The organism is Micromonospora sp. D93 (genome assembly GCF_018070365.1).
Taxonomy (GTDB): domain Bacteria; phylum Actinomycetota; class Actinomycetes; order Mycobacteriales; family Micromonosporaceae; genus Micromonospora; species Micromonospora ureilytica.
The window spans coordinates 15,818-41,364 of the sequence record NZ_JAGPXW010000024.1 but is presented as its reverse complement, the minus strand read 5'-3'; the positions used below and the strand labels follow the sequence as shown (position 1 = coordinate 41,364).

The window sequence follows — 25,547 nt, the reverse complement described above, 5'->3', positions numbered from 1 at the left end:
GCCAGCGTCGACATGTCTCGACGTCGCCAGGACAACGGTGCGGTGCGTCAGGTTGCGGTGGTGACCCTGTTCCGCGCGAGGAGCCGAGTGACGGACTTGAACTGGAACTGCTGGACCAGGACGGCGGCGACGATGATGCCGCCCTTGACCATGTTCTGTGCCTCGATGGAGAGGCCGTTGATGGCGAAGAGGTTCGTGATCGTGGCGAAGATGATGACGCCGAGCAGCGAGCCGACGATCGTGCCCCGGCCACCGCTGAGCAACGTCCCACCGATGATCGCCGCGGCGATAGCGTCCAACTCGTACAGGTTGGCCATCGCCGCCTGTGCCGAGGTGGCCTGCGAGGTGAGCATGATGGCCGCGATTCCGCAGCACAGACCGGAGAGCGCGTAGAGCAGCATGGTGTGTCGCCGGACGTTGATGCCGGCCAGCCGGGCCGCCTCCGGGTTACCGCCGACGGCGATGGTCCGCCGGCCGAAGGTCGTGCGGTTGAGCACTACCCAACCGGCCAGCACGACCGCGCCGAGGATGTAGACGAGGATCGGGATCCCGATCACCTTGCGCGCCGCGATGTCGTTGATGAAGGTGCTGCTCGACACCTGGGTCTGCTTGTTGGAGATCGATGCCGCGAGCCCACGCGCGGCCACCAGCATCGCGAGCGTCGCGATGAAGGGGACCAGCCGCCCGTACGAGATGAGCACACCGTTGACGAGGCCGACGCAGATGCCGACCGCGAGGGCGGTGAAGATCATGCCGGCGGCGCCGTAGCTCTGGGTGGCCACAGTGGTGCACCAGACCCCGGCCAGCGCGACGATCGCGCCGACCGACAGGTCGATACCACCACCGATGATCACGAAGGTCATCCCGACCGTGACCACGCCGACGACCGAGGCCAACTGGAGGATGGCCAGGACGTTGTTCCAGACCCAGTTCGGGTCGCCGTACAGGTCGGGCTTGGTGACCGCGCCGACCACGATGAGCGCGGCCAGCACCCCGATCAGACCGAGGTTGCGCTTGGCGCCGTCGCCACCGTCACCCCGCCACCAGGAGAGCCTGCCCCCAGAACCTGACTTGTTGCTGGCCACCGCCGTCTCCGCCGGATCCACCGGCGGCGACTGCGCCGGAAGCTGCGGGCGCTCCGGTGTCGCGGTGGGAGTGGGAGTCGCGTCGCTCATGCCGGTGCGCCTTCCATCAAGGACCCCGCCATAACGAGGTCAAGCACAGTGTTCTCGTCGAGTTCGCCGGCCGCGGCTTCGCGGACGACCCGTCCTTCCCGCATCACCAGCACCCGGTCGGCCAGACCCAGCACCTCGGGCACCTCGCTGGAGACCAGCAGCACCCCCACGCCCTGAGCGGCCAATGCCCGGATGACCTGGTAGAGCTCGGCCCGAGCGCCCACGTCCACGCCCCGGGTCGGCTCGTCGAGAAGCAGCAACTTGGTGCCGCCGAGCAGCCAACGCCCGACCACCACCTTCTGCTGGTTGCCGCCGGACAGCGTGCGTACCGGCCGGTCGACGTCCCGGGGCCGCAGCTCCAGGGTCTCCGCGATCCGGTCCGCCTCGGCGCGTTCCTTGGCGGCGTTCGTGAAGCCGAGTCGCGCGTACCGGCCGAAGGTGGCCAGCGTGACGTTGCGGTAGATCGGCTCGCCGAGCAGCAGCGCCTGACTCTTGCGTTCCTCCGGGGCCATCCCCATGCCGGCGCGAACCGCCGCGCCGACGCCGGGACGCAGGACCTTCCCGTCCATCTGCACCGTGCCGGCCTCCGGGAGGCGTGCACCGTAGATCGTCTCCAGCAGTTCGGAACGACCGGAGCCGACCAGCCCCGCGATGCCCACGATCTCCCCGGCACGCACGCTCAGCGAGACGTCGGCGAACTCGCCCGGACGGGTCAGCCCCTCCACCTGGAGCAGGTCGGCGCCGGCGGGGTCCTCGGTCGGCCGGTCCGGGAAGACGTACTCGATGGTGCGGCCGGTCATCCGGCTCACCAGGTCGTGGGTCGGGGTGTCGCGCGCCGGCAGGTTCGCCGCCGTGGTCCGGCCGTCCTTGAGTACGGTGACCCGGTCGCCGATCTCGCGGATCTCCTCCAACCGGTGGGAGATGTAGATGACGGCGATGCCCTGCGCGGTCAGCTCACGGATGATCCGGAACAGGTTGCCGACCTCGTCGTGGGCCAGCACCGCGCTCGGCTCGTCCATGATGATCAGTCGGGCCTCGTGCGACAGCGCTCGCGCCATGCTGACGATCTGCTTGCCCGCCGCCGGCAGTGACCGGACCATCCGCCCCGGCGGAATCTCACCGTGGCCGAGCCGGCCGAGGATCTGCCGGGTGTGCCGTGCCATCCGGCCGCGCCGGACGAACCCGAAGTTGCGGTACTCGTGCCCGAGGAACGCGTTCTCCGCCACCGACAGGTCCTCGACGAGGTCGAGCTCCTGGTAGATCGTGGCGATGCCGGCCTTCATGGCGGCCTGCGGGTTGGCGAACGTGGCCGGCTCGCCGCGCCACTCCACCTGGCCGGAATCCGGTTGGTGCACTCCGGCGAGCACCTTGATGAGGGTGGACTTGCCGGCGCCGTTCTGCCCGAGCAGGCAGTGCACCTCGCCGGCACGCACCTCCAGCTGCACGCCGTCGAGCGCGCGTACGCCGGGGAAGGTCTTCACCACATCGGTGAGGCGCAGGACCACCTCGCCCGCGACGGTGTCGGCGGGAGCCTCGACCAGCGGCGCCTCGGCGACGGCCTCGGCCGACGCGGTGGCGGGGTCATCCTCGGGCAGAGCCACAGTCTCCTCCTCGCTCACGACGGAATCTCGAACAGCTTCACGGTGCCGGCCTTTGTTCGCGACTGCGGGGCTCGCAAACCCGGCTCACTCCTCGCGCTCACGACGCTTCCCCGAAGGCGACGTCACTCGCGAGCACCGCCGCGCCTGTGACACCGGCACGGCCGCCCAACTCGGACAGGACGACGGGAAGGTTGCCGGTGGCCAGCGGCAGCGACCGGCGGTAGACCACACTGCGGATCTCGGCGAGCAGGATGTGGCCCAGCTGGGCCAGCCCGCCGCCGATCACGATCATCGACGGGTTGGTGAAGCTGACCAGGCCGGCGAGCACTCCGCCGACCCGCCGTCCGCCGTCCCGGATCAACTGGATGCAGGTCACGTCGCCCTCGACGGCGCCCTCGGCGACGTCCAGCGCGGTCACCACACCGCGCAGGGCCAACCGCTCGGCCAGTGCCGGCGACGTCCCGCTGCGGGCGGCGGCGGCAGCGTCCTTGGCCAGCGCGGCGCCGCTGAACAGCGCTTCCAGGCAGCCGACGTTGCCGCAGGAACACATCGGACCGTGCGAGTCGACCTGGATGTGGCCGATGTCGCCGGCGCAGCCGTCGGTGCCCCGGTAGACCTCGCCGGTGAGGTAGATGCCGCACCCGATGCCGGTGCCGATCTTCACGAAGAGGAAGTCGTCCACCGAGTGGGCGACCCCGCCGTGGCGCTCACCGATGGCCATGATGTTGACGTCGTTGTCGACCACCGCTGGGCAGCCGTGCTCCCGGCTGAGCAGCTCACGCACGGGGAACCGGTCCCAGCCCGGCATGATCGGCGGTGAGACCGGAACGCCGTCGCGGAAGCTGACCGGGCCGGGCACTCCGATGCCGACCGCGTCCAGGCGCTCGTACGCGCCGTCGACCCGGGCCTTGTGCAGCAGCTCGTTGACCCGTTGCAGGGTCACCTTCGGGCCGTTGCGGATGTCGGCCGCCTCGGCGTAGTGGGCCACCGGTTCGAGGCGGCCGTTGACAACCTCGACGTCCATCGAGCTGGCGCCGAGGTCGACGGCGGCGAAGCGCAGCTTCGGGTTCAACTCGACAAGTGTCGAGCGACGCCCGCCTCGGGATGCGGCGAGCCCGGCCTCGGCGACGTAACCCAGCGCCACCAGGCGATCAAGCTCGGCCAGCATGCGGGGACGCGGCATCTGGAGGCGGTCGCCCAGCTCGGCCCGAGACACGGCGCCCTCGTCGCGAAGCAGCCGTAACAGGCGCACGTGTAGGGGGTCGACGGTCCGCACCGGGAGCCCCCTCTTCATTGGCAGCGTTCACATCGACGCAATGTCGATGTGTTGTGTCCGACACAGTAAGAGCGTTCCACGCCGCCTGTCCAGAGCTTCAACCGTTCCGAGACCAACTTTTGTCCGAAAGAACAAAAGCTACTAGTCGATCAAGGAAAGGATCACGGACGGCCCGCGTCCCCTCGCCCGCAGTTCCATCGACGGACACGCAAACGCCCCGCCAGCCGATCCTCGGCGGCAGGGCGTTTCAAGGCGGGATCGTCAGCGGCGACCCGCGGCGTTGCGCTTCTTGCGGAGCTTGCGATCGTCGCGCAACTCGACGTACGGCTCGTCGTCCACCGCGTGCCCGGCCGATATCGCGCGGCCACGCTCCAACTCCGCGTCGAACTCCGCACCCAGCAGGATCGCGATGTTGCTCAGCCACAGCCAGACCAGGAAGATGATCACCCCGGCCAGCGTCCCGTACGTCTTGTCGTACGAACCGAAGTTGCTCACGTAGAAGGCGAACAGGCCGGAGATCACCAGCCAGATCACCACGGCCAGCACGCCACCCGGGCTGATCCAGCGGAAGCCGCCGTGCCGCGCGTTCGGTGAGGCCCAGTAGAGGATCGCGAACATCAGGCTGACCAGGATCAGCAGCACCGGCCACTTCGCGATGTCCCACACCGTGACGGCCGTGGAGCCGACCCCGATCACGTCACCGACCGATTCGGCGAGGCGGCCGGTGAAGACCACGATCACCGCGCACACCAGCAGCAGCACGCCGATCACCGCGGTCACGCCGGCCCGGATCGGCAGCGTCTTCCAGATCGGCCGGCCTTCCGGCACGTCGTAGATGGTGTTGGACGCGCGCATGAACGCACCGACGTAGCCGGACGCGGACCAGAACGCGGCCAACAGACCGATGATCGCCGCGATGCTGGCCAGGCCGCCGTTCTGCTGGGCGGTGTTGATCGCGCCCTCGATGATCTCCTGGATGCTGTCGTTCGGCACCGCCTGGTTGACAGTGTCCTTGACGCCCTCGGTGGCGCTCTCGCCGAGCAGGCCGAGCAGGGAGATCAGCACCAGCAGGCCGGGGAAGATGGACAGCACCCCGTAGTAGGTCAGCGCGGCGGCCCAGTCGGTGAGGCTGTCGTCCTGGAATTCGGTGATCGTCCGGCGCATCGCCGCCTTCCAGCCGCTGCCGGGCAGGTCGGTGGGGCTGTCCGGGCCCGCCTCGGGCCCGACCGGCGTGGTGGCCGGATCACCCTCACGCTGGGCGGAAGACTCGTCCGAGGCCATCGCCCCTCCTCCTGGTCGGCAGTGTCACCTCCGGACATGCCCCGTGGACGGGCGCGGATAACCCCTACTTGTAGAGCAACCTCGCCATTCGGCGGGAAGCCACCAGCAGACCGACAGCCATCATCGCCAGCAGGTAGAGCACGTCGAGCAGCCAGAGCCAGCCGTCACCGCCCAGCGCGAGCCCGCGGATCAGGTGCACCGACCGGTACAGCGGGGTGATCTCGACGAGCCAGTGCAGCACCATCGGGTAGGCCTGCGCCGGAACGAAGGTGCCGGAGAAGAGGAACAGCGTGAACTGCGCGGAGGCCATCAGGTCGAAATCCTGCCAACTGCGCATGAAGGTGGAGATCGCCATGCCGAGCGCCCCGAACGCGAACCCGACAAGCACAGCGGCCGGGAAGGCGGTCAGCGCGCGGGTGACGCTTGTCAACTCCAGCGCGACCATCACACCGAGGAACGCCGCCGAGTAGGCGCTCCCCCGCAGCATCGCCCAACCCAACTCGCCCACGGCGATCTCGAACGGCCGTACCGGGGTGGCGATCACCCCGTCGTACAGCTTCATGTACTTCATCTTGCCGAAGAAGTTGAATGTGGTCTCCGAGAGCGCCCCGGTCATCGCCGAGGAGGCGAGCATCGCCGGGGCCACGAACTCGGCGTACGAGACCAGCCGCCCGTCCGGCAACGGCAGGTCGCCGACCAGCGCGCCGACGCCCACCCCGATGGACAGCAGGTAGAGCAGCGGCTCCACGAAGCCGGAGAGCAGCAGCAGCCAGTAGACCGGCTTCAGCGCCGCGACGTTGCGCTCGACCACCGAAGCCGACCGCCGGGACGCGGCGGAGACGTCGACCAGCCGGGGCAGGATCAGCGTGACCACGACAGCCTCTCTGCTTGCTCTTCGGGTTGCTGTTCAGACGACGGGTTGCTGTTCAGACGACGAGCTTGCTACGGAACGCGCGGACCGCCAGCAACCAGCCGGCGACCGCCCAGGCGGCCAGGTAGAGCAGGTGCCCGACGATCGACCACTGTGGGGCGACGCCGAGCGTGGCCGCGCGGCACAGGTCCACGGCGTGCCACAACGGCGTCACGTACGCCAGCCACCGCAGCGCTTCGGGCAACGACTCGACAGGGAAGAACACCCCGGCGAAGAGCGTCATCGGGATGACCGCGAACCGGAACAGCATCGCGAGCCAACTGTCGCTCGACACCGACGCGGCGTACGCGAAGGTCGGCGCGGCGACGGCCAGCCCGAGCAACGCCACCACCGGCAGGGTGACCACCGCCCACGGCGAGCGCAACGCCCCGAACAACCCGGTGACCAGCAGGAACGCCGCGATCGTGGTGAGCACCCGGAACAGCACGAAGGCCAGGTGCCCGGCCACGATGTCACCCACTCGCAGCGGCGACGCGCCCTGCGCGAAGTAGGTCTTGACCCACTGGAAGTTGCTGAACACCGGCCAGGTCGAGTCACCGACCGTCACCTGGAGGGCTGTCGAGGCGATCAGCCCGGGGACCAGCCAGTCGAGGTAACGCACCCCGCCGACGCCCTGGTCGATGTAGGCGCCGACGCCGAACCCGAAGCCGAGGACCGTCAGCACCGGCAGCAGGAACGAGGAGAACACCCCGGCCCGCCAGGTGCGTCGAAGCCCCACCAGGTAGTGCTCGAACACCGCAAACGCCGGCACCCATGGGAACCGCGCCGACCCCGCCGCACTCACCCGACCACCCCGCCCACCGCGCCGACCACCACGACCTGTCTACCCCCGGGGTACGACAGACCGCCGGTCACCCTACGACGACCCCGCCGACGTGTCGCCCGGGTTTCGCGGCGTCGCCCTGGGCCCCGCGTCGCCTCGTCGTCCTTGATCGACTCGGCTTCCTGAAAGTCGGGGTGTCAAAGCGACCTCAATGCCCCGACTTCCTGAAAGCCGAGTGGATCTAGGTGGCGTGGCCGCTGACTACCGGCCAACAGAGTCGGAGTCGACGAACGCGCGCCATGCGTCGGGCGGGAAGACGAGCACCGGGCCGGCCGGGTCCTTGGAGTCGCGGACGGCCACCAGCCCGGGCAGGTTGGCCGCAACCTCCACACAGGCACCGCCGCTGCCGTTGCTGCGGGTGCTCTTGCGCCAGCGGGCGCCGGTCAGCTCCATGTCTCCGCCACTTCCGCGATCAGATCGAGGGACTGCTGCTGCGATAGTGCCTCACCCCGGATCGACTCCCACACCTCGACCATCTGCCGGACGTACTCGACGCGGTCGATCACCTGGCCGTGGCGCTGCCCGTCCAGGAAGACGACATCCTCACCGGTGGCGGCGGTGGCGATCACGAAGGGACCATCGAGCCCAGCGTACGCACCGGCAGACAGCGGCACGACCTGGATTCGGACCCGGGGCAGGGCCGAGCCGAGCTTCACCAGGTGACGCAACTGCTCGCGCATCACCTCCGGCCCGCCGATGTGGCGGCGCAGCACGTACTCATCGACGACCACGCTGAGCAGCGGCGGCCGGTCCCGGGTGAGCACGCCCTGCCGATCGAGCCGGGCGGTCACCTGCTGCTCGACCTCGTCCGCCGCGAAGAGCCCGGCGCCGGCCAGGATGGCGCGGGCGTAATCCTCGGTCTGCACCAGGCCCGGCACGTAGAGCGGCTCGAACCACCGCAGTGCGGTGGTCTCCTGCTCGATGCCGGCCCAGTCGCGGAACCACGGCACCACGGCCTCGCGGCTGATCCGCCGCTGGATGCGCTCGAACCGACCGTCGGCTGAGAACACGGCGTCGCACCGGCGGGCGAAGTCCAGGCTCGGGCGGCGCTCGGATGTCTCCACCTTCGCGACCAGCGCCCCGGAATAGCTCAACGCCTCGGCCAGCGCGGCCTGTGACATCCCGTTGGCGGCCCGAGCCAGCCGCAGTTCCTCGGCGAAGTGCTCCAGCATGGACGAACTCTCCACGGACAGCCTCCGTACATCCTCGTACCGTGCCGGGCCGATCGCCGTACGCGCTGGTCGTCGGCGTGCGGAACCTCCCACCGTAGTCGGATCCTCACCAGACTGTCACGCAGCGGAACCGCTCACGGGATCCAGACGGCGGGCGGAACCAGGCCGGGAGCGCCCCGTGACCCCCGATCCGGGGCGCTCCCACCCACCCGATGGAGGTTCCTCGTGCGACTCGCCTGGTCGGCTCACCACAGCGGCGGGCTCTGATGCCGCGGTACCGCCCACACGTGGCGGCACGCCCGTCCTGGCGCTGCCGGGTCTGCGGTGCCGCATGGCCCTGCTCGCCGGCCCGCCTGGCGCTGCTGGGCGAGTACCGCGAGGACCGGATCGGCCTGCTCGTCTACCTCGCCACGTTGCACTACGAGGCGGCCGGGGACCTCGCCGGCCACGACCGGCTGACCGACCGATTCATCACCTGGGCCAGAGCCCGGTGATCATGGCAGCTCCCCTGCAGATCGCCTGCGACATGAGCAGATCTTGGACACTTTCCGTTAGCTGTTAACGGAAAGTGTCCAAGATCTGCGGATCGAGTGGCGGGCACTGGCACGTTGCGACCGCCGGCAGATCAACCGTGCGACGCTGCCAACGATCGCTCGCGGGCGGTCAGTCGACCAGGGTGCGGCCGGTCAGGTGCAGGAAGACGTCCTCCAGGCCGCTGCGCCGCACCAGCACGTTCGCCGGCTGGAGACCCAACGCGGTGACCTCGGCGACCGCCGCGTCGCCGTCGGGCACGTAGAGCAGGACCCGGTCGGGCAGCACCTCGACCCGCTCCCCCAGCCCGTCGAGCTTGCCGGCGAACGGCTCCTGCGACTCGGCGGCGAAGCGCAACTCGACCACCTCGCGGGTCGAGTGCTGCTCGATCAACGCCCGGGGCGAGCCCTCCGCGACGATCCGGCCGCCGTCCATCACCACCAGGCGGTCACAGAGCTGCTCGGCCTCGTCCATGTAGTGCGTGGTGAGCACCAGCGTGACGCCCTGCTGCTTGAGCCGGAACAGCCGCTCCCACACCAGGTGCCGGGCCTGCGGGTCGAGCCCGGTGGTCGGCTCGTCGAGCAGCACGATCTCCGGATCGTTGACAAGCGCGCGGGCGATGGTCAGCCGACGCTTCATCCCACCGGACAACGGCTCGACCAAGCTGTCGGCCCGCTCGGTGAGCTGGACGAAGTCGAGCAGCTCGGCGGCGCGCTCCCGGGCCGCCCGGCGGGAGATGCCGAAGTAGCGGGCGTAGACGGTCAGGTTTTCCCGGACGGTCAGCTCCGGGTCGAGATTGTCCAGCTGGGGGCACACACCGAGGCGCGCCCGGATCGCCGGCCCGTCAGCCACCGGGTCCATGTCGAGAATGCGCAGCTCACCCGCGCTGGGTGGGGAGATGCAGCCGACCATCCGCATGGTGGACGACTTGCCCGCGCCGTTGGGCCCGAGGAAGCCGAACGCCTCACCCGGACGCACGTCGACATCGATGCCGTCCACGGCGGTGAAATCGCCGAACCGCTTCACCAGCCCGCGAGCCCGAATCAGTGGTCGCCCCGAAGTCACCGCCCGACCCTAACCGCCGGACCCGACAACCCTCCACGCCAATACGCGCCGACGACCGGCCGATCACCCCGGCGTCCGTACCACCGGCGGCGAAACGCCAATCGACGCCCCACCCGTCAGCCAATCGACGTGTATCGTCCTTTCGTGTCGCCCATCAGCGCGCCCGATGGTTCGTCGTCAGCTGCCCGACCAGCCAACTCTCCCACCGGTGGGCCCGAGGCGAGCCCTGGTGGCGCGCCACCCAGACCACGACCGGGAGCCGAGCCGACGGAGCCCGGCGTCGCCGAGCGGGCGACCCGGGACCTGGCCGCCCAGTTCGAGGACGAGAAACCGGGCCGGGTGCTCTCCGGGCCGGCGGGTCTGCTCCTCACCTCGGCGGCGCTGGCGGTCGGCGCTCTCGCCCTGTGGCAGGTGTTCCGCCCTCTGTCGCAGGGCAGCAAGTACTACCTGATCATCTTCTTGGCCGGCGTACTCCCGCTGGTCTTCCTCGCCTACCCGGCCGACCTGCGGCTGCCGGCCCGCCTCCGCGCCCGGCGACGACGCGCCGACAACGCCGACAAGACCGCGACGCGGCCCACGGTGACCGACTGGGTTCTGGTCGCGCTGACTGTCGCGGCCTGTCTCTACCCCGTCCTGCCGATCCGGATCGGCAGCGGTGGCGGCGGCTACAACGCGTTCCTCGACCGGCAGGGCCTGCTCGCGCCGACGGATCTGGTGCTGGGCACCGTCCTGCTGCTCCTGCTGCTCGAAGCGTGTCGACGTACCACCGGATGGATCCTGCCCGCTGTCTGCCTGCTGTTCCTCGGCTACGGCTACTACGGCGGGTTGCTGCCGCAGTCCTGGCCGGTCGCGCACGCCGGGCTCGACTTCAGTCAACTGGTCGACGCGTTCCACAACTCCGACAGCGGCTTCTACGGCACGCCACTCGACGTGGCCGCCTCGTACATCGTGTTGTTCACGATCTACGGCGCGGCGCTGGAGTTGTCCGGGGCCGGGCGGTTCTTCGTCGAACTGTCGGCCGCGGCGTTCCGGCGCTCGCGTACCGCCGCCGGTCGGACGGCGGTGGCCTCGGGCTTCCTGCTCGGCACCGTCTCCGGCTCCGGCGCGGCGACGACGGTGAGCATCGGCGCGGTCACCTGGCCGCTGTTGCGCCGCGCCGGCTACCCGCCGGAGCGGGCCGGCGGCATGCTGGCCGCGGCCGGGGTGGGCGCCATCCTCTCCCCGCCCACACTGGGCGCGGCGGCGTTCATCATCGCCGAGTACCTGGGCGTCTCGTACCTCCAGGTGCTGGGCTGGGCAACCGTGCCGACGGTGCTCTACTACCTCGGCATCCTGCTCGCCGTGGAGATCGACGCGCGCCGCTCCGGCGTACGCCCCGTGGTGATCGAGGTCGGCTCACCCTGGCGTCTGCTGGCCCGGTTCGGCTACCACTTCGCCTCGCTGATCGCCATCATCGTGTTCCTCGCGGTAGGCGTGTCCGCGACGAGGGCCGTCGTCTTCGCCATTCTGCTCACCGTCGCGTTGTCGTTCCTGGACCGTACCCACCGGCTCACCCCGGGCCGGCTGGTGACAGCGCTCGTCACCGGCGTACGCGGCATCCTCGCCGTCACCGCGGTCTGCGCCGCCGCCGGCATCATCACGGCGACCACCACGAAGACCGGCCTCGGGCCGCAGGCGGCGGCGCTGCTGATCGGCGGGGCGCAGGCGGCCACGTCGGACCCGACGCTGGTGCTGGTGCTCACCGCGCTGCTCGCCGCCGTCGCGCTCAGCCTGTTGGGGCTGGCCGTGCCGGTCACCGCGTCGTTCGTGATCGGGTGGGTGATCGTCGGTCCGGCCCTGCTCGACCTGGGCGTCACCGCGCCGGCGGCGGCCATGTTCGTCTTCTACTTCGCGGTGCTGTCCGAGGTGTCCCCACCGACCGCACTCGCCGCGGTGGCCGCCGCCGCGGTCACCGGCGGCCGGCTGGTGCCGACCATGTGGCAGACCCTGCGGTACGCGCTGCCGGCGTACCTGACCCCTGTCGCGTTCGTCATCACGCCGGCCGGGCTCGGTCTGCTCGGCATCGGTGGTGTCCAGCGGATCGCCTTCGCGGCCGTGGTCGTCGCGCTCAGCGTGGCGGTGCTCGCCGTCGCCGCCGGTGGCTGGCTGCCCGGCGTGGGCCCCGCCGGCGCCCCGGAACGCATCATCGGCGCCGTCGCCGGCGTCACACTGCTCTGGCTCGAACCCGTACCGGTCACCGTCGGCGCGACGCTGGCCGCCGTCGCGGCGGCCGGTGTGTTCGCCCGACGGAGATCCGCCGGCCGGCCATCGTCCGGATCACCAGCCGACCCTGTGGAGGAACAACTGTGAGACGAATCGACGTACGACTCGCGGCGGGCCTGAGCGTGCTCGCCCTCGTCACGGTCGGTGCCGCGGGTTGCGGAGGTCAGCAGGGCGGCGCGGCCACCGACGACGCGGCCAGCGAGGTCACCTGCGAGGTGACCCGGGAGACCCGCGTCGGCATCGCCACCGGCAACGCGACGGGCGTCTACTACGTGGTCGGCAACGCCCTGGCCGGGCAGTTGTCCGGGGCGACCGGCGGCAAGCTCACCGGCACCGCCGCCGAGACCGGCGCCTCGGTGCAGAACGTCGAGCAACTGGTCGCTGGCCAGTACGACGTGGCGTTCTCGCTGTTCGACACGGCTGTCAACGCGGTCGAGGGCATGGGCAGCTTCACCGCGCCGCAGCCGGTGCAGGCGCTGGCCCGCATCTACGACAACTACACCCAGGTGGTGGTCCGCAACGATTCCGGGATCACCTCGGTGGCCGACATGCGGGGCAAGCGGATCTCCACCGGCTCGCCGAAGTCCGGCACGGAGGTCATCGCCAACCGACTGTTGGAGGCCGCCGGCCTCGACCCGGCCACTGACATCCGGGCGCAGCGACTGGACCTGACCAAGACCGTCGAGGGGATCAAGGACGGCGGCGTCGACGGCTTCTTCTGGTCCGGGGGTCTGCCCACCGGGGGCCTCACCGACCTGTTCACCACGGCCGGCGACTCGGTGAGGTTCGTCGACATCTCTCCGCTGCTGCCGAAGCTGACCGCGCTGAGCCCCGGCTACCAGGAAGGCACGATCGGACGGGACGCGTACCGGACGGCGACCGACACCAAGACCATCGTCGTGCCCAACGTGCTGCTGGTCCGCAAGGACCTGGACGCCAACGTGGCCTGCGCGATCACCCGGACGGTGTTCGACAAGCGCGACGCCCTGGCCCAGGCCAACCCGGCGGCCAAGGGGATCTCGCTGGAGAAGGCCCGCAGGACCCTGCCGGTGCCGCTGCATCGCGGTGCCGAGAAGGCGCTGAAGGACCTCGGCGCGAACTGACCCGGTCGGTCAGGAGTCGGCCGGCGCGGTGGCGGCGCGGGCCACGCCGACCAGCCGGTCGGTCTCGGCGAGCACTGCCTCGTCGTCCGCCGGAGTGCCGGGGTCGAGTCGGACCGTCCAGGTCAGACCGTCGACCCCGGCCACGCGCCGGGCCGCGACCCGCGCGGCGCCGCCGGGCACCGGCTGGTGCTCGGTGTACGCGACCGAGCGGGTCACCCGGGCCCGCACCTGGTGGGGCAGCTCCCTCGGGTCGAGCAGCAGGTACGTCTCGGCCGGACCGTCGGCGACCATCGTGTAGCCGTCCCGCTCGACGACGGGCTCGGCGGGTGTGACGGTCAGCTCCCGCCCGGACCAGACCGCCTTGAGGAGGGTGTGCCAGCCGAGCCGCTGCCCTCGACCGGGCAGCCACAACCCGAGGTTGGTGGCGACCACCACCCCGTCGCCCTCGCCGTTGCCGGCGGCGGCCCAGGCCAACACCCGCTCGTCGGCGGTCAGCGGCGGCCGGTCAGCCGGCGGTAGTTTCGGCTTGCGGCTGAACAGTCCCATCTAGAGGCCTCCCGCAGCCTGCTCGCGCAGCGCCCGGGCGTGCTGCTCCAGGGACAGCAGCTCACCGAAGGCGGCGAAGTACTCGTCCTTGTTGTTCACCGGGTTGATCCGCTGGATGCGCGACTTGAGGTCCCGGACCCGGGCGGTCACCGACCCGAACTGCACCCGGGCCATGGTGATCGACACGTAGCGCGGGTCCGGTTCGCCGTCGATCCGCAGTGGTTCGACGGCCAACTCACCGACCAGCGCCGCGGACGCCAGGTCGTCGCAGGCGTCCCGGACCGACTCGATCCAGACCGCGCCGCCGGTCGCCGACGCGGCACCACCGGCCGCCGCGATGGCCGTACGCACCGCGATGTGCACCGGGTGGCGGTATTCGGTGGCCTCGACCGCGTCGAGCATCGGCCCGGCCAGGACCGGCTGCTGGAGTGCGAGTTTGAGCGCCTCCCGCTCGACCATCGACTGCGGGCTGTCCAGTGCCGGCTCGGGGCGGGCCGAGGCCGGCCGAGCGGCGGGGGTGGCGTCGCGGGTGTGGCGGGTGCCGGGCGGCGGAGCGTTGCCGGCGGCGAGCACCGCCCGCTGCACCGGCTCGATCTCCATGCCGAGGTCCATGGCGAGCTTGCGGACGTACTCTGGGCGCTTTTCCCGGTCCTTCAGTCGCGCGACCAACGGCGCGGCGTGGCGCATCGCCTCCACCCGGCCGTCGACGGTGTCCAGGTCGAAGCGGCTGATCACGTGTCGCAGCGCGAAGTCGACGAGCGGCTCGCGGCGGGCGACCAGATCACGCACCGCCAGGTCGCCCTTGGCCAGCCGCAGGTCGCACGGGTCCATGTTGTCCGGGCTGACCGCGATGAACGTGCGCCCGACGAAGCGCTGATCGTCTTCGAAGGCGCGCAGCGCGGCCTTCTGCCCGGCGGCGTCGCCGTCGAAGGTGAAGATGATCTCGCCGGCCACCTCGTCGCTGTCGAACAGCAGCCGACGCAGGACCGAGATGTGGTCCGCGGCGAAGGCGGTGCCGCAGGTCGCCACCGCCGTGGTCACCCCGGCGAGATGGCAGGCCATCACGTCGGTGTAACCCTCGACGATCACCGCTCGACCCTGCTTGGCGATCTCCCGTTTGGCCTGGTCGATGCCGTAGAGCACGTGCGACTTCTTGTAGATCGGCGTCTCGGGGGTGTTCAGGTACTTCGGGCCGTCGTCGTCGTCGAAGAGCTTGCGCGCGCCGAAGCCGATCACGTCACCGGCGAGGTCGCGGATCGGCCAGAGCAGCCGGCGACGGAACCTGTCGATCAGGGTGCCGGAGCGGGACTCCCGGGACAGCCCGGCGGTGACCAGCTCCTGGTGGGTGAAACCCTGCTGGCGCAGGTGCTTGGTGAGCAGGTCCCAACCCTCCGGCGCGAAGCCACAGCCGTAGCGCTCGGCGGCGGCCCGGTCGAAGCCGCGTCGCGCCAGGAACTCCCGTGCCGGCCGGGCGCCGGCGGTGCTCAGTTGCGCGCGGTAGAACTCGACGGCGGCGGCGTGCGCGGCGACCAGGCGCTGCCGCTGACCCTGCTGCGGGCGGGGGCGCGGGGTGCCCTTGTCGTCCTCGATGTAGCGCAGCTGGATGCCGGCGCGGCCGGCCAGCCGCTCGACGGACTCCACGAAGCTGAGGTGGTCGGCGTCCATCAGGAACTTGATCGCGTCGCCGCCGGCCCCGCAACCGAAGCAGTACCAGACGTTGCGGGCCGGGGACACGTTGAACGACGGACTCTTCTCGTCGTGGAACGGGCACAGACCCTTGAGGTTGCCGCCGCCGGCGGACTTCAGGGTGACCGTCTCGGAGATCACATCCCCGATCGAGGTGCGTTCCCGGACCAGTGCGATGTCCTCGTCCCGGATCCGCCCAGCCATGCGCCACCCCCTCGCCGTACATCCTGCCCTGCCGGACCGACGCCACGCCGGCCGGGGGACGCCGGTGTGGCGGCGGCCGCTGCCGGCTGGGCGATTCCGGCCCGGGAGCCGGGCCCGCGCGGGGACCATGACCAGATGCGCAGGGTACGGACCGACGGCCCGCACGTGCCGCGATGGTTCGGCGCGTGGTTGGGGCTACGCGGCCAGGCCCCGGGGACGGACGAGGCCGGCCACCGGCACGCCACCTGGCTGGAACTCTTCCTCGACCTCATCTTCGTGTACGCGCTGGCGGCGGTGGTGGCCAGACTGGGCAGCGACCCGACCCCGTCGCCGACGGAAGTGCTGGCGGTGATCGGGCTCTTCGTGGTGATCCAGTGGGCCTGGGTGGGGCAGGTCTTCTACGACACCCGGTTCGACCCGGACGACGCGCTGCACCGGCTGCTGGTGCTTGTCGCGTTGGTCGGCGCGGGCGCGATGACGCTCGGGGTCGACGAGGTGCCGGAGAGCGTGCTCCTGCCCATCGGGTACCTGATCGTGCGGGGTGTGCTGCTCCTGCTGTACCTGCGTGCCCGGCCGACCAGCCCGATGGCCCGCCTGGTGACGACCATCTACCTGATCGGCTTCGGGTCGGGCTGGTTGATCTGGTTCGTGTCGCTGACCTTCCCCGCCGAGCGGCGCCCGACGCTGTGGGTGGTCGCGATGGTCATCGAACTGGCCACGCCCTGGGTCGGGGCGCGCTGGCTCAACCGCTGGCCGGTGGACAACCGGCACCTGCCCGAACGGATCGGCCAGTTCACCATCATCGTGCTGGGTAGCGCGCTGGCCAGCCTGCTCTTCGCCGTGCCGGACCACCCACCGCCACACATGATCCTCACTGCCGCGTTGGCCTTCCTGATCCCGGCGGCCGTCTGGTGGGTCTACACCACATTCGTCACCACCCGACTCCTCCAGAGCCGGCTGCGCGGAGGGCAGGCGTACAGCTACCTGCACATCCCGCTCGGCGGTGCGCTGCTGCTGCTCGGCTGGGCACTCGGGCAGGTGGTCCGGCTGGTCGACGACAACGCGAACCACCTGCCGCTGGAGTTGCGGCTGCTGCTTGGCGCATCGATGGTGATCTGGACGCTCTGTGGTCTTGCCCTGTACTGGCTGTGGACACGGCCGAGCGGCGCCCGGTTTGCGATCGCCGTCTACGGGGTGGTCTCGGTCTCGCTGATCACCGCGACGGTGCACCAACCGAGACTGATGCTGTCGCTGCTCTCCCTGGCGGTAGTCGGGTACGCCATCCTGGTCAGCCGGCGACTGGCCAAGGCCGGCGAGGCAAACCAGACGCCCGAGGGATGACCGGAGCTCAGGCCGCCGCGACAGTTACCTCCTCGGCCGCCACCTGCTGGTTCCAGTCGGCCTTGGTGGAGCGCCAACCCTCGTCGTCCATGCCGCGCCGCCAGTAGCCGGAGATGGAGAGCTGGCCGAGCGGAATGCCGCGCTCGCCGCGCAACAGCCGGCGCAACTCCCGGACGAAGGCGGCCTCGCCGTGCACGAACGCGTGCACCTGGCCAGCAGGGAACTCCAACGCCCGCACCGCCGCGACCAGCGCCTCGCCCACCGGGCGATCGCCGCGATGCAGCCAGGTCAACTCCACAGCCCCGGGGCTGAGCAGCTTCTGCTCCTCGGCCGGGTCGGCGATCTCCACGAAGACGTGGGCCCGGGCGCCCAGCGGCAGGCGCTCCAAGGCGGCGGCGATCGCCGGCAGGGCACTCTCGTCACCGACCAGCAGATGCCAGTCCGCGTCCGGGCTCGGGGCGTACGCGCCGCCGGGTCCGACGAAGTGCACCGGATCGCCGGGGCGCAGCGCGGCGGCCCACGGGCCGGCCAACCCCTCGTCGCCGTGGTGCACCACGTCGACGGTCAGCTCCCCGGCCAACGGATCCCAGCGGCGCACCGTGTACGCGCGCAGCCGGGGCCACTGCTCCCTGGGCAGGTCCCGGCGGATCGCGGCGAGGTCCAACGGCTGCGGGTACGCGACACCCGGCTGCGGGAACACCACCTTGATGTAGTGGTCGGTGAACTCGCCCACCGGCAGACCGACCAGCTCGTCCCCACCGAGGACGAGCCGGATCAGGTGCGGGGTGGGCCGCTCGGTGCGCAGCACCTGGGCCAAGGTGACGTTCCTGGGGCGTTCCGTCATGTCAGTTAGGCTAGCCTAAGCTAGCTAGTTGTCCGTCAGGGGTGTCCCCTTGCCGACCAAGCGGGTGTGCCAGGTCACCGCCGCCGGGTCCGTGAGCGACGCCACCTGGTCGATCACCACCCGCAGCCTGGCCGTGTCGTCCGGTGCGGCCCGCCACAGCGGGGCGAAGATCGGATCGAGCCCCTCCGGGGCGCGCCGGACCAGCGCGGCGACCACCTCGGCCAGCATCGTGCGCTGCCGCTCGTAGCGACCCCGGAAGCCACTGCGACGCATCACGTACCGCAGCGCGATGCCCTTGAGCAGGGCGCACTGCGCCCGGACCAGTCGGGGCACCACCAAGTCGGCGCCGTAGCGGCGGTGCGGGCCCGGACCGAAACGCTCCTCCGTGGCAGCCACCGCCGCGGACACGAACAACCCGGTCACCCCACTGGTGGTGGCCTTCAACGCGACCTGCGCGCGATGACTGCCGTCGTACCCGGCGAACGGCGCGAGCAGCGGACCGGTCAGCAGGTCGACAAGGACCTCGGCCAGGTCCGACGCGGACTCCCCGGAGTAGGCGGAGGCCACGTCGGCGCAGAGCGCGGCCCGCTCGTCGGCGTCGGTGAGCAGCGGACGCAACGTGACGTAGCCACCGTGGATGCCGTCCTCCACGTCGTGCACCGAGTACGCGACATCGTCCGCCCAGTCCATCACCTGGGCCTCCAGGCAGCGCCGGTCGCCGGGCGCGCCGTCCCGGATCCAGTCGAAGACGGCCGCGTCGTCGGCGTACACCCCGAACTTGCGTTCCCCCGGCCGGCGCGGCCAGGGATACTTGCCGATCGCGTCGAGCGACGCCCGGGTCAGGTTCAACCCCGCGGACGAGCCGTCCGGGGCGAGCACCTTCGCCTCCAGGCGGGTCAGCACCCGCAGGGTCTGCGCGTTGCCCTCAAAACCGCCGCACGGCGTGGCGAGCAGGTCCAGGGCAGCCTCACCGTTGTGCCCGAACGGCGGGTGCCCCAGGTCGTGCGCGAGCCCCGCGACGTCCACCACATCCGGGTCGCAACCCAGCCGGGCACCCATCTCCCGCGCGATCTGAGCCACCTCCAGCGAGTGGGTCAGCCGCGTACGCAGGAAGTCGTCAGTGCCGGCGGTGTGTACCTGGGTCTTGGTGGCCAGCCGACGAAACGCCGCCGAGTGCAGCACCCGGGCCCGGTCGCGCTCGTACGGCGACCGGCGATGCCCGGTGTCCTTGGGCGGCTCCTCGACCAACCGAGCGTCCGCCGCCCACGGCTCACTCCTCGCGTTCACAAGGCTTCTGGTGTTCGCGACTGCGGGGCTCGCAAAACCGGCTCACTCCTCGCGCTCACGCAACACGCAGAACTCGTTGCCCTCCGGATCACTCAGCACCGTCCAGTCGACCTCACCCTGACCGATGTCGACGTGCCGCGCGCCCATGTCGACGAGGCGCTCGACCTCGGCTTCCTGGTTGGCGGGGCGCAGGTCGAGGTGCAGCCGGTTCTTGCGCTCCTTGCCGTCGGCCACCGGGCCGAAGAACAGGGCGGGCGCCTGGTCCGGGGACTGGCGGATCTCCACGCCACTCGGAGTCTCGGTGACGACCTGATAGCCGAGCGCCTCGGCCCACCAACGAGCCAGCCGGGCCGGATCGCGGGCGTCGACAGTCAGGCTCTCCCAGACACTCGTCATGCAATCACCTCTTCCCGTTCGACGCGGCGCCCAATCGGCCGTGTACGAGCGAGCCAAGATTACGCCCGCCGCCGTTGCGCGACCCGCTCACGACGCATCGACGAAGGGCACAACCACCGATTGGCCCGCAGTTGCCAACCGATTGCCGAGGGTTACGGGCTCGCGGTCGGAAGTGGCCACCGGTAGCGTTCCCAGCGCGGAACGTGACCATCCGACTGACACGCAGAGCCCGACCGGTGAGGGGTAACGCTCGTGGACGCAGACACGGTGATGGGAACGGAGCTACGTGGGCTGCGTCGGCGCCGACCCGACATCGCCGGGACGGTGCTGGCCGCCACCGACGGGATGCTCATCTCCAGCGATCTGCCCAGCACCGACGCCACCCATCTCGCCGCGCTCGCCGCCGCGAGTTTCGGGCTCGGTCACCGGGTGGCCGACACCGTCCGGCAGGGTGAGTTCCGGGAGTCGGTCGTGTGCACCACCGCCGGCTGCGTGGTGACCTACCCGGCCGGGCGCAGCGCCCTGCTGACCCTCGTCACCGCGTCGGCTCCGGGCGATCTGGACGCGCTGCACGAGGAGGCGCGGGCGGTGGCCCGTCGGGCGGGCTCGTTCCTGGACGTTCGCGGCGGAGGCATCGGCGCGACAGCCGTGCCGGACGCGCACGCCCCGCTGGCCACGCGTACCCCGATGGCGACCCTGCCGGCGCAGTTGCGCCGCTCGTCCCGACCCACCTGGCGTCGTCCGCCGATCTGAGCGCCGGCGGCGGCCGGGTGACCGGGCCGCCGCCGACGTGCGTCACCGGCTGTCCGACCCGCCGCTCTCCACGACCGCCCGACCGGCCTCCAGCCGCGCGACCGGCACCCGGAACGGCGAGCAGGACACGTAGTCCAGGCCGACCTCGTGGAAGAAGTGCACCGAGTCCGGGTCGCCACCGTGCTCACCGCAGATGCCGAGCTTCAGCCCGGGACGGGCGGCCCGGCCCTCCTCGGCGGCGATCCGCACGAGCCGACCGACGCCGTCGCGGTCGATCGACTCGAACGGCGAGATGCCGAAGATACCCAGTTCCAGGTAACGCCAGAAGAACGCGCCCTCGACGTCGTCGCGGGAGAAGCCCCAGCCCATCTGGGTCAGGTCGTTCGTGCCGAAGGAGAAGAACTCGGCGGCCTCGGCGATCTGCCCGGCGGTCAGCGCCGCCCGGGGCACCTCGATCATGGTGCCGATCAGCACCTCGACACCGCTGTCCCCGACCACCTCGGCAATGATCTTCTCGGCCTCGGCGCGGACCGTCTCCAGCTCCTGCACCGCCCCGACCAGCGGGACCATGATCTCCGGCTTCGCCACGCCACCGTTACGGGCGCAACTGACCGCCGCCTCGGCGATGGCCCGGACCTGCATGGCGAACAGGCCGGGAATGACCAGGCCGAGGCGGACGCCCCGCAGCCCGAGCATCGGGTTCTCCTCGTGCATCCGCCGAACGGCGGCGAGCAGCGCCTCCTCCTTGGCCACGTCCTCGCCGCGTTCCTGGGCGACCGCCACGTTGACGGCGAGCTGCTCCAGCGGCGGCAGGAACTCGTGCAACGGCGGGTCGATGAGCCGGACGGTGACCGGCAGCCCGTCCATCTCGCGGAAGATCTCCTCGAAGTCGGCCCGCTGCAACGGCAGCAACGCCTCCAGCGCCGCCTCCCGCTCGTCCGCGGCGCGCGCCAGGATCAGCCGCTCGACCAGCTCCCGCCGGTCGCCGAGGAACATGTGCTCGGTGCGGCACAGCCCGATGCCCTCGGCGCCGAAACGCCGGGCACGGGCGGCGTCCGCACCGGTGTCGGCGTTCGTCCGGACCGCCAGCCGCCGCTTCCCGTCGGCGTGCGTCATGATCCGGTGTACGGCCCGGACCAGCGCGTTGTCGATGTGCTCCGGGTCGACGCTGCCCTCGAAGTACTGCACGACCTCGGAGGGCATGACCGGCACCTCGCCGAGGTAGACCTTGCCGGTGGTGCCGTCGATGGACACCACATCGCCCTCGTTGACGGTCTGCCCGGCCACGGTGAACCGCTTCGCCGGCACGTTCACCTCGATCTCGTCGGCGCCGGAGACGCAGGTCTTGCCCATGCCCCGGGCCACCACCGCGGCGTGGCTGGTCTTGCCACCACGCGAGGTGAGGATGCCCTGCGCGGCGATCATGCCGTTCAGGTCGTCCGGGTTGGTCTCCCTGCGGACCAGGATCACCGACTTACCCTCGGCGGCCAGCTCGACGGCGCGGGCGGAGGTGAAGACCACAGTGCCGGACGCCGCCCCGGGCGAGGCGCCGATGCCCTTGGCGACCGGCTGGAACTCGTGGTCGAGTTGGAAGCGCGGGAACATCAGCTGGGCCAGTTGCGCGCCGTTGACCCGGTGCAGCGCCTCGTCCAGGTCGATCAGGCCCTCGTCGACGAGTTGCCCGGCGATGACGAACGCGGCGGCGGCGGTGCGTTTGCCGACCCGGGTCTGCAACATCCACAGCTTGCCACGCTCGATGGTGAACTCGATGTCACACAGGTCCTTGTAGTGCTCCTCCAGCCGGGCCATGATGCCGAGCAGCTCGTCGTAGGAGGTCTTGTCGAGCTGCTCCAACTCCTGCAACGGCACTGTGTTGCGGATGCCGGCGACCACGTCCTCGCCCTGGGCGTTGGCCAGGTAGTCGCCGTAGATGCCCTGGGCGCCGCTGCCCGGGTCGCGGGTGAACGCGACCCCGGTGCCGGAGTCGGGCCCGAGGTTGCCGAAGACCATTGTCACCACGTTGACCGCGGTGCCGAGGTCGGCCGGGATGCGCTCCTGGCGGCGGTAGAGCACCGCGCGCTCGGCGTTCCACGACTCGAAGACCGCGCGGATGGCCAGGTCGAGCTGTTCGCGTGGCTGCTGCGGGAACTCCCGACCGGTGTGCTTCAAGAAGATCTTCTTGTACGCGTCGACAAGCCCACGCAGGTCGTCGGCGTCCAGATCCAGGTCGTTGTGGGTGCCCTTGGCGTTCTTGGCCTCGTCGAGCGCGTGCTCGAACTCCTCGCCCGGCACCTCGCAGACGGTCTTGCCGAACATCTGGATGAGTCGCCGGTAGGAGTCCCAGGCGAACCTGTCGTTGCCGCCGGAGGCGGCCGGGCCAGCCGAGCCGCCCGCCTGTCGTGCGAGTCCTTCCACGCTCTGGTCGTTGAGACCGACGTTGAGGACGGTTTCCATCATGCCGGGCATGGAGAACTTGGCACCGGAGCGGACGGACACCAGCAGGGGGTCCTGCGGGTCACCGAGGCGTTTGCCCATCGCGCGCTCCAGCGCTTCCAGGTGCGCCTCGATCTGACCGGCGAGCCCGTCCGGCTCCTGTCCCGTCGCGAGGTACGCCTGGCACGCCTCGGTGGTGATGGTGAAGCCGGGCGGGACGGGAAGGCCGAGGTTGGTCATCTCGGCGAGGTTCGCCCCCTTGCCGCCGAGCAGTTCCTTGAGATCCTTGTTGCCTTCGGAGAAGTCGTAGACGTACTTGTGATCGACGGTCTCTTGCGCTGCCACCAGAGCCTCCACAACACACGCGCCGGATTGACACTTAACGAAGGTTCAGTTTTCTTCTTCCCCGGGACGGACCGCCGGTAATCCCGGGGTCAACGTCGATCGGTGGGCGAAGGTTAAGCGAACATCGAGTGACCTGGGACCGTTCGGTGACAATTGGCACAGCCATCACGACTATCCGTGTTCGTACCGGTTTTTGGGAACGCTTCCATGCGCACCATCACGCATCCCGGCCGAGCGTCGTACGCTTGACGGCACGCCAGCCGGTGAACCTCACTTTTGCCATAACCGACGCGAATACACCCCCCGGAGTCGCCGCCGTGTCGACCATCCCCTCCCCCGGCCCCACCGCCGTCCCCGCGCCGCTGTCGGCGGAGGAACCGGACGCGGCCACACTGGCCCAGGCAGCCGAACGGGCGGCGGGCGAGTTGCTCGCCCCGTCGGCCCCGCACCGGCTGGCCAACGTCGTGCCCGCCCCCCAGCAGGTCCAGCCGGACCCGACCGCCGACTGGGTGCTCTCGGCCGAATCGGTCATCGTGGCCAGCACCGACCCGGCCGCGCTGGCGGTCGCCGAGCAGCTCGCCCAGTTCCTGCGCCCGGCCACCGGCTACCCGCTGCCGGTCACCGACGCCACCAGGCCGGAGCCCGCCGGTGGCATCGCGCTGGCGCTGGACGGCAGCGCCGACCTCGGCGCGGAGGGCTACCGCCTCGACATCACCACCGACGGGGTACGCGTCACCGCCACCACCGCCGCCGGCCTCTTCTACGGCGTACAGACGCTGCGCCAGCTACTGCCGGCGGCCATCGAGAGCCCCACCCCGGTCACCGAACGTTGGGCGCTGCCCGGCGGGACGATCACCGACGCGCCCCGGTTCCCCTACCGGGGCGCGATGCTCGACGTCGCGCGGCACTTCTTCGCCGTCGAGGACGTGCTGCGGGTGGTCGACCACCTGGCCCGCTACAAGCTCAACCACCTGCACCTGCACCTCACCGACGACCAGGGTTGGCGGATCACCGTCGACTCCTGGCCGAACCTGACCACCGTCGGCGGAACGACCGAGGTCGGCGGCGGCCCCGGCGGGCACTACACGAAGGCCGACTACGCGCGGATCGTCTCCTATGCGGCCACCCGCCACATCACAGTCGTCCCGGAGATCGACCTCCCGGGGCACACCAACTCGGCGCTTGTCGCGTACCCGGAGCTGGCACCAGACAAGGTCGCACCACCGCCGTACACCGGCACCGAGGTCGGCTTCAGCTACGTCGACCCGGCCGACGAGCGGACGTACGACTTCGTCGCTGACGTGTTGGGCGAGGTGGCCGCGCTCACCCCCGGCCCCTGGCTGCACATCGGCGGCGACGAGGCGTTCAAGGTCAAGGGCGAGGTCTACACCGGTTTCGTCGAGCGGGTCCAGCGCATCGTGGCCGACCTCGGCAAGACCGTCGTCGGCTGGCACCAGCTCGCGCCCGCCGCCCACCTCGACGGGCGGGTCCTGCAGTGGTGGGGCACGAACGACGAAGACCCCACCACAGTCGACGCCGTACGCCGCGGCGCCCGGCTGATCGTCTCCCCCGGCAACCACGCCTACCTGGACATGAAGTACGCCCCGGACACCCCCATCGGGCACGACTGGGCCGGCCTCATCGACGTGCGCAAGGCGTACGACTGGGATCCGGGCACGCACGTCGCCGGCGTACCCGCCGAGGCTGTGCTCGGTGTGGAGGCCCCACTCTGGACCGAATCGGTCACCTCGCTGGCCGACATCGAACTCCTGCTCCTGCCCCGCCTCCCGGCCATCGCCGAACTGGGCTGGTCACCCCGGGCAAGCCACGACTGGGCAGGCTTCCGCGACCGCCTGGCCGGCCAGGGCCCCCGCTGGACGACGGCCGGGATCACCTTCCACCGCGCGCCCGAGATCCCCTGGTCGACCACACCGACCGTCCCGGCCCAGCGCAACGTGCCACAAACCGAAACCGCCACCCCCTGATCCACGGCTGCGGCCCGGTCCGCCCGGCGCTCAGCCGACCGTTCACGCTGGCCGTCCTCCGTCGCCCCTTGATGGGCGTTCCGTACAGCGCTGCGCCTGTCCGGGCCAGCCCGCAGGAGCATCGCATCGGACCGGTCCTGGGCGCGCGAACGGCGCAGACCGGCATGATCCACTCGGCTTTCATGATGTCGGGGTATCCCCGACGCCCGGACACCGCGACTTCCGTGAACCCGAGTCGATCACCCCGCCTCGTCCGCCGCGTCCGGATCGCTAGACCGGGCAGGGTGGGTTGTTTGTCGGGTTTGGTGTCGGGTGTCGGGTGGTCGGGGCCACCCCGACGGCGGAATCGGCGGCCGGCCGGGGTCGTTATACCTGGCAGACCACCGCAACAGCCCGGGTCACGGTGCGCCGGCCCCGCCGGAAAATAGCCGCCAGGCCCTCCAGGCGGGGGCAGCCGCCGGGAACACCGGCCAGGCCGCCTCGGTTACATCCCCCGCACGGCCGAGC

At 70.7% G+C, this 25,547-nt stretch carries 21 protein-coding genes; 6 read left to right on the top strand and 15 right to left on the bottom strand.

Annotated features, from left to right (window positions below):
- Nucleotides 1–47 precede the first annotated feature (47 nt).
- From KBX71_RS23865 to KBX71_RS23830, 8 genes are all read right to left on the bottom strand, one after another.
- Nucleotides 48–1,175, bottom strand: a complete 1,128-nt coding sequence (locus tag KBX71_RS23865) for an ABC transporter permease (protein WP_210820138.1) — start codon at nt 1,173–1,175, stop codon at nt 48–50.
- The gene (locus tag KBX71_RS23860; RefSeq protein WP_210820201.1) at nt 1,172–2,680 is read right to left on the bottom strand and encodes a sugar ABC transporter ATP-binding protein; all 1,509 of its coding nucleotides are present in this window, start codon (nt 2,678–2,680) and stop codon (nt 1,172–1,174) included. Before KBX71_RS23860 ends, KBX71_RS23865 begins: the two co-directional genes overlap by 4 nt.
- Nucleotides 2,681–2,873: 193 nt before the next feature.
- The gene (locus KBX71_RS23855) at nt 2,874–4,052 is read right to left on the bottom strand and encodes an ROK family protein (protein ID WP_196925128.1); all 1,179 of its coding nucleotides are present in this window, start codon (nt 4,050–4,052) and stop codon (nt 2,874–2,876) included.
- A 261-nt stretch (nt 4,053–4,313) separates the two neighbouring features.
- Nucleotides 4,314–5,333: a YihY/virulence factor BrkB family protein gene (locus KBX71_RS23850; RefSeq protein ID WP_210820137.1), complete on the bottom strand. Its 1,020-nt coding sequence runs from the start codon at nt 5,331–5,333 to the stop codon at nt 4,314–4,316.
- Nucleotides 5,334–5,397: 64 nt separating this feature from the next.
- Complete coding sequence (locus KBX71_RS23845) at nt 5,398–6,207, bottom strand: ABC transporter permease (RefSeq protein WP_210820136.1); 810 nt, start codon at nt 6,205–6,207, stop codon at nt 5,398–5,400.
- 52 nt (nt 6,208–6,259) lie between these two features.
- On the bottom strand, nt 6,260–7,048 hold the full coding sequence (locus KBX71_RS23840; RefSeq protein WP_210820135.1) for an ABC transporter permease: 789 nt from the start codon (nt 7,046–7,048) through the stop codon (nt 6,260–6,262).
- 240 nt (nt 7,049–7,288) lie between these two features.
- A complete protein-coding gene (locus tag KBX71_RS23835) occupies nt 7,289–7,480 on the bottom strand; it encodes a DUF397 domain-containing protein (RefSeq protein WP_210820134.1) in 192 nt (63 codons plus the stop codon).
- Complete coding sequence (locus KBX71_RS23830) at nt 7,471–8,274, bottom strand: helix-turn-helix transcriptional regulator (RefSeq protein WP_307847274.1); 804 nt, start codon at nt 8,272–8,274, stop codon at nt 7,471–7,473. Before KBX71_RS23830 ends, KBX71_RS23835 begins: the two co-directional genes overlap by 10 nt.
- Before the next feature lie 272 nt (nt 8,275–8,546).
- Between KBX71_RS23830 and KBX71_RS23825 the strand changes: the two genes are divergently transcribed.
- The gene (locus KBX71_RS23825; RefSeq protein ID WP_307847273.1) at nt 8,547–8,753 is read left to right on the top strand and encodes a flavin reductase; all 207 of its coding nucleotides are present in this window, start codon (nt 8,547–8,549) and stop codon (nt 8,751–8,753) included.
- A 169-nt stretch (nt 8,754–8,922) separates the two neighbouring features.
- On the opposite strand, the gene KBX71_RS23820 is transcribed toward KBX71_RS23825, so the two are convergent.
- Complete coding sequence (locus KBX71_RS23820) at nt 8,923–9,855, bottom strand: ABC transporter ATP-binding protein (RefSeq protein WP_210820132.1); 933 nt, start codon at nt 9,853–9,855, stop codon at nt 8,923–8,925.
- Nucleotides 9,856–9,999: 144 nt separating this feature from the next.
- Between KBX71_RS23820 and KBX71_RS23815 the strand changes: the two genes are divergently transcribed.
- Both KBX71_RS23815 and KBX71_RS23810 read left to right on the top strand, forming a co-directional pair.
- Nucleotides 10,000–12,204, top strand: a complete 2,205-nt coding sequence (locus tag KBX71_RS23815; protein ID WP_210820131.1) for a TRAP transporter fused permease subunit — start codon at nt 10,000–10,002, stop codon at nt 12,202–12,204.
- Nucleotides 12,201–13,220 (top strand): TAXI family TRAP transporter solute-binding subunit, encoded by a 1,020-nt coding sequence (locus tag KBX71_RS23810; protein WP_210820130.1) that lies wholly within the window; start codon nt 12,201–12,203, stop codon nt 13,218–13,220. The genes KBX71_RS23815 and KBX71_RS23810 overlap by 4 nt, the downstream gene beginning before the upstream one ends.
- 9 nt (nt 13,221–13,229) lie before the next feature.
- On the opposite strand, the gene KBX71_RS23805 is transcribed toward KBX71_RS23810, so the two are convergent.
- On the bottom strand, nt 13,230–13,766 hold the full coding sequence (locus tag KBX71_RS23805) for a hypothetical protein (protein WP_210820129.1): 537 nt from the start codon (nt 13,764–13,766) through the stop codon (nt 13,230–13,232).
- Nucleotides 13,767–15,656: a DNA primase gene (dnaG, locus tag KBX71_RS23800; protein ID WP_210820128.1), complete on the bottom strand. Its 1,890-nt coding sequence runs from the start codon at nt 15,654–15,656 to the stop codon at nt 13,767–13,769.
- A gap of 135 nt (nt 15,657–15,791) precedes the next feature.
- Between dnaG and KBX71_RS23795 the strand changes: the two genes are divergently transcribed.
- Nucleotides 15,792–16,997 carry a low temperature requirement protein A gene (locus tag KBX71_RS23795; RefSeq protein ID WP_210820127.1) on the top strand — a complete coding sequence of 402 codons (1,206 nt, stop codon included), beginning with the start codon at nt 15,792–15,794 and terminating at the stop codon, nt 16,995–16,997.
- Between the two features lie 7 nt (nt 16,998–17,004).
- Here KBX71_RS23795 and KBX71_RS23790 read toward each other — a convergent pair whose 3' ends face one another.
- The 3 genes from KBX71_RS23790 to KBX71_RS23780 are packed head-to-tail and all read right to left on the bottom strand — an operon-like array spanning nt 17,005 to nt 19,524.
- Nucleotides 17,005–17,841 (bottom strand): siderophore-interacting protein, encoded by an 837-nt coding sequence (locus tag KBX71_RS23790; RefSeq protein ID WP_210820126.1) that lies wholly within the window; start codon nt 17,839–17,841, stop codon nt 17,005–17,007.
- A 24-nt stretch (nt 17,842–17,865) separates the two neighbouring features.
- Nucleotides 17,866–19,128: a deoxyguanosinetriphosphate triphosphohydrolase gene (locus tag KBX71_RS23785; protein ID WP_307847272.1), complete on the bottom strand. Its 1,263-nt coding sequence runs from the start codon at nt 19,126–19,128 to the stop codon at nt 17,866–17,868.
- Nucleotides 19,129–19,170: 42 nt separating this feature from the next.
- On the bottom strand, nt 19,171–19,524 hold the full coding sequence (locus tag KBX71_RS23780; RefSeq protein ID WP_124819690.1) for a VOC family protein: 354 nt from the start codon (nt 19,522–19,524) through the stop codon (nt 19,171–19,173).
- A 252-nt stretch (nt 19,525–19,776) separates the two neighbouring features.
- Between KBX71_RS23780 and KBX71_RS23775 the strand changes: the two genes are divergently transcribed.
- Nucleotides 19,777–20,277 (top strand): roadblock/LC7 domain-containing protein, encoded by a 501-nt coding sequence (locus KBX71_RS23775; protein ID WP_210820125.1) that lies wholly within the window; start codon nt 19,777–19,779, stop codon nt 20,275–20,277.
- Between the two features lie 42 nt (nt 20,278–20,319).
- Here KBX71_RS23775 and ppdK read toward each other — a convergent pair whose 3' ends face one another.
- Nucleotides 20,320–23,055 carry a pyruvate, phosphate dikinase gene (gene ppdK, locus KBX71_RS23770; RefSeq protein ID WP_210820124.1) on the bottom strand — a complete coding sequence of 912 codons (2,736 nt, stop codon included), beginning with the start codon at nt 23,053–23,055 and terminating at the stop codon, nt 20,320–20,322.
- Between the two features lie 317 nt (nt 23,056–23,372).
- Here ppdK and KBX71_RS23765 point away from each other — a divergent pair, with 317 nt between their 5' ends.
- Complete coding sequence (locus KBX71_RS23765; RefSeq protein ID WP_374102633.1) at nt 23,373–25,040, top strand: beta-N-acetylhexosaminidase; 1,668 nt, start codon at nt 23,373–23,375, stop codon at nt 25,038–25,040.
- Nucleotides 25,041–25,547 lie beyond the last annotated feature (507 nt).

Bases quoted from the DNA above. Each gene is read 5' to 3' on its own strand.
- KBX71_RS23865 (WP_210820138.1), bottom strand. From the start codon at position 1,175: ATGAGCGACGCGACTCCCACTCCCACCGCGACACCGGAGCGCCCGCAG.
- KBX71_RS23805 (WP_210820129.1), bottom strand. From the start codon at position 13,766: ATGGGACTGTTCAGCCGCAAGCCGAAACTACCGCCGGCTGACCGGCCG.
- KBX71_RS23790 (WP_210820126.1), bottom strand. From the start codon at position 17,841: ATGACGGAACGCCCCAGGAACGTCACCTTGGCCCAGGTGCTGCGCACC.
- KBX71_RS23835 (WP_210820134.1), bottom strand. From the start codon at position 7,480: ATGGAGCTGACCGGCGCCCGCTGGCGCAAGAGCACCCGCAGCAACGGC.
- dnaG (WP_210820128.1), bottom strand. From the start codon at position 15,656: ATGGCTGGGCGGATCCGGGACGAGGACATCGCACTGGTCCGGGAACGC.
- KBX71_RS23795 (WP_210820127.1), top strand. From the start codon at position 15,792: ATGCGCAGGGTACGGACCGACGGCCCGCACGTGCCGCGATGGTTCGGC.
- KBX71_RS23780 (WP_124819690.1), bottom strand. From the start codon at position 19,524: ATGACGAGTGTCTGGGAGAGCCTGACTGTCGACGCCCGCGATCCGGCC.
- KBX71_RS23850 (WP_210820137.1), bottom strand. From the start codon at position 5,333: ATGGCCTCGGACGAGTCTTCCGCCCAGCGTGAGGGTGATCCGGCCACC.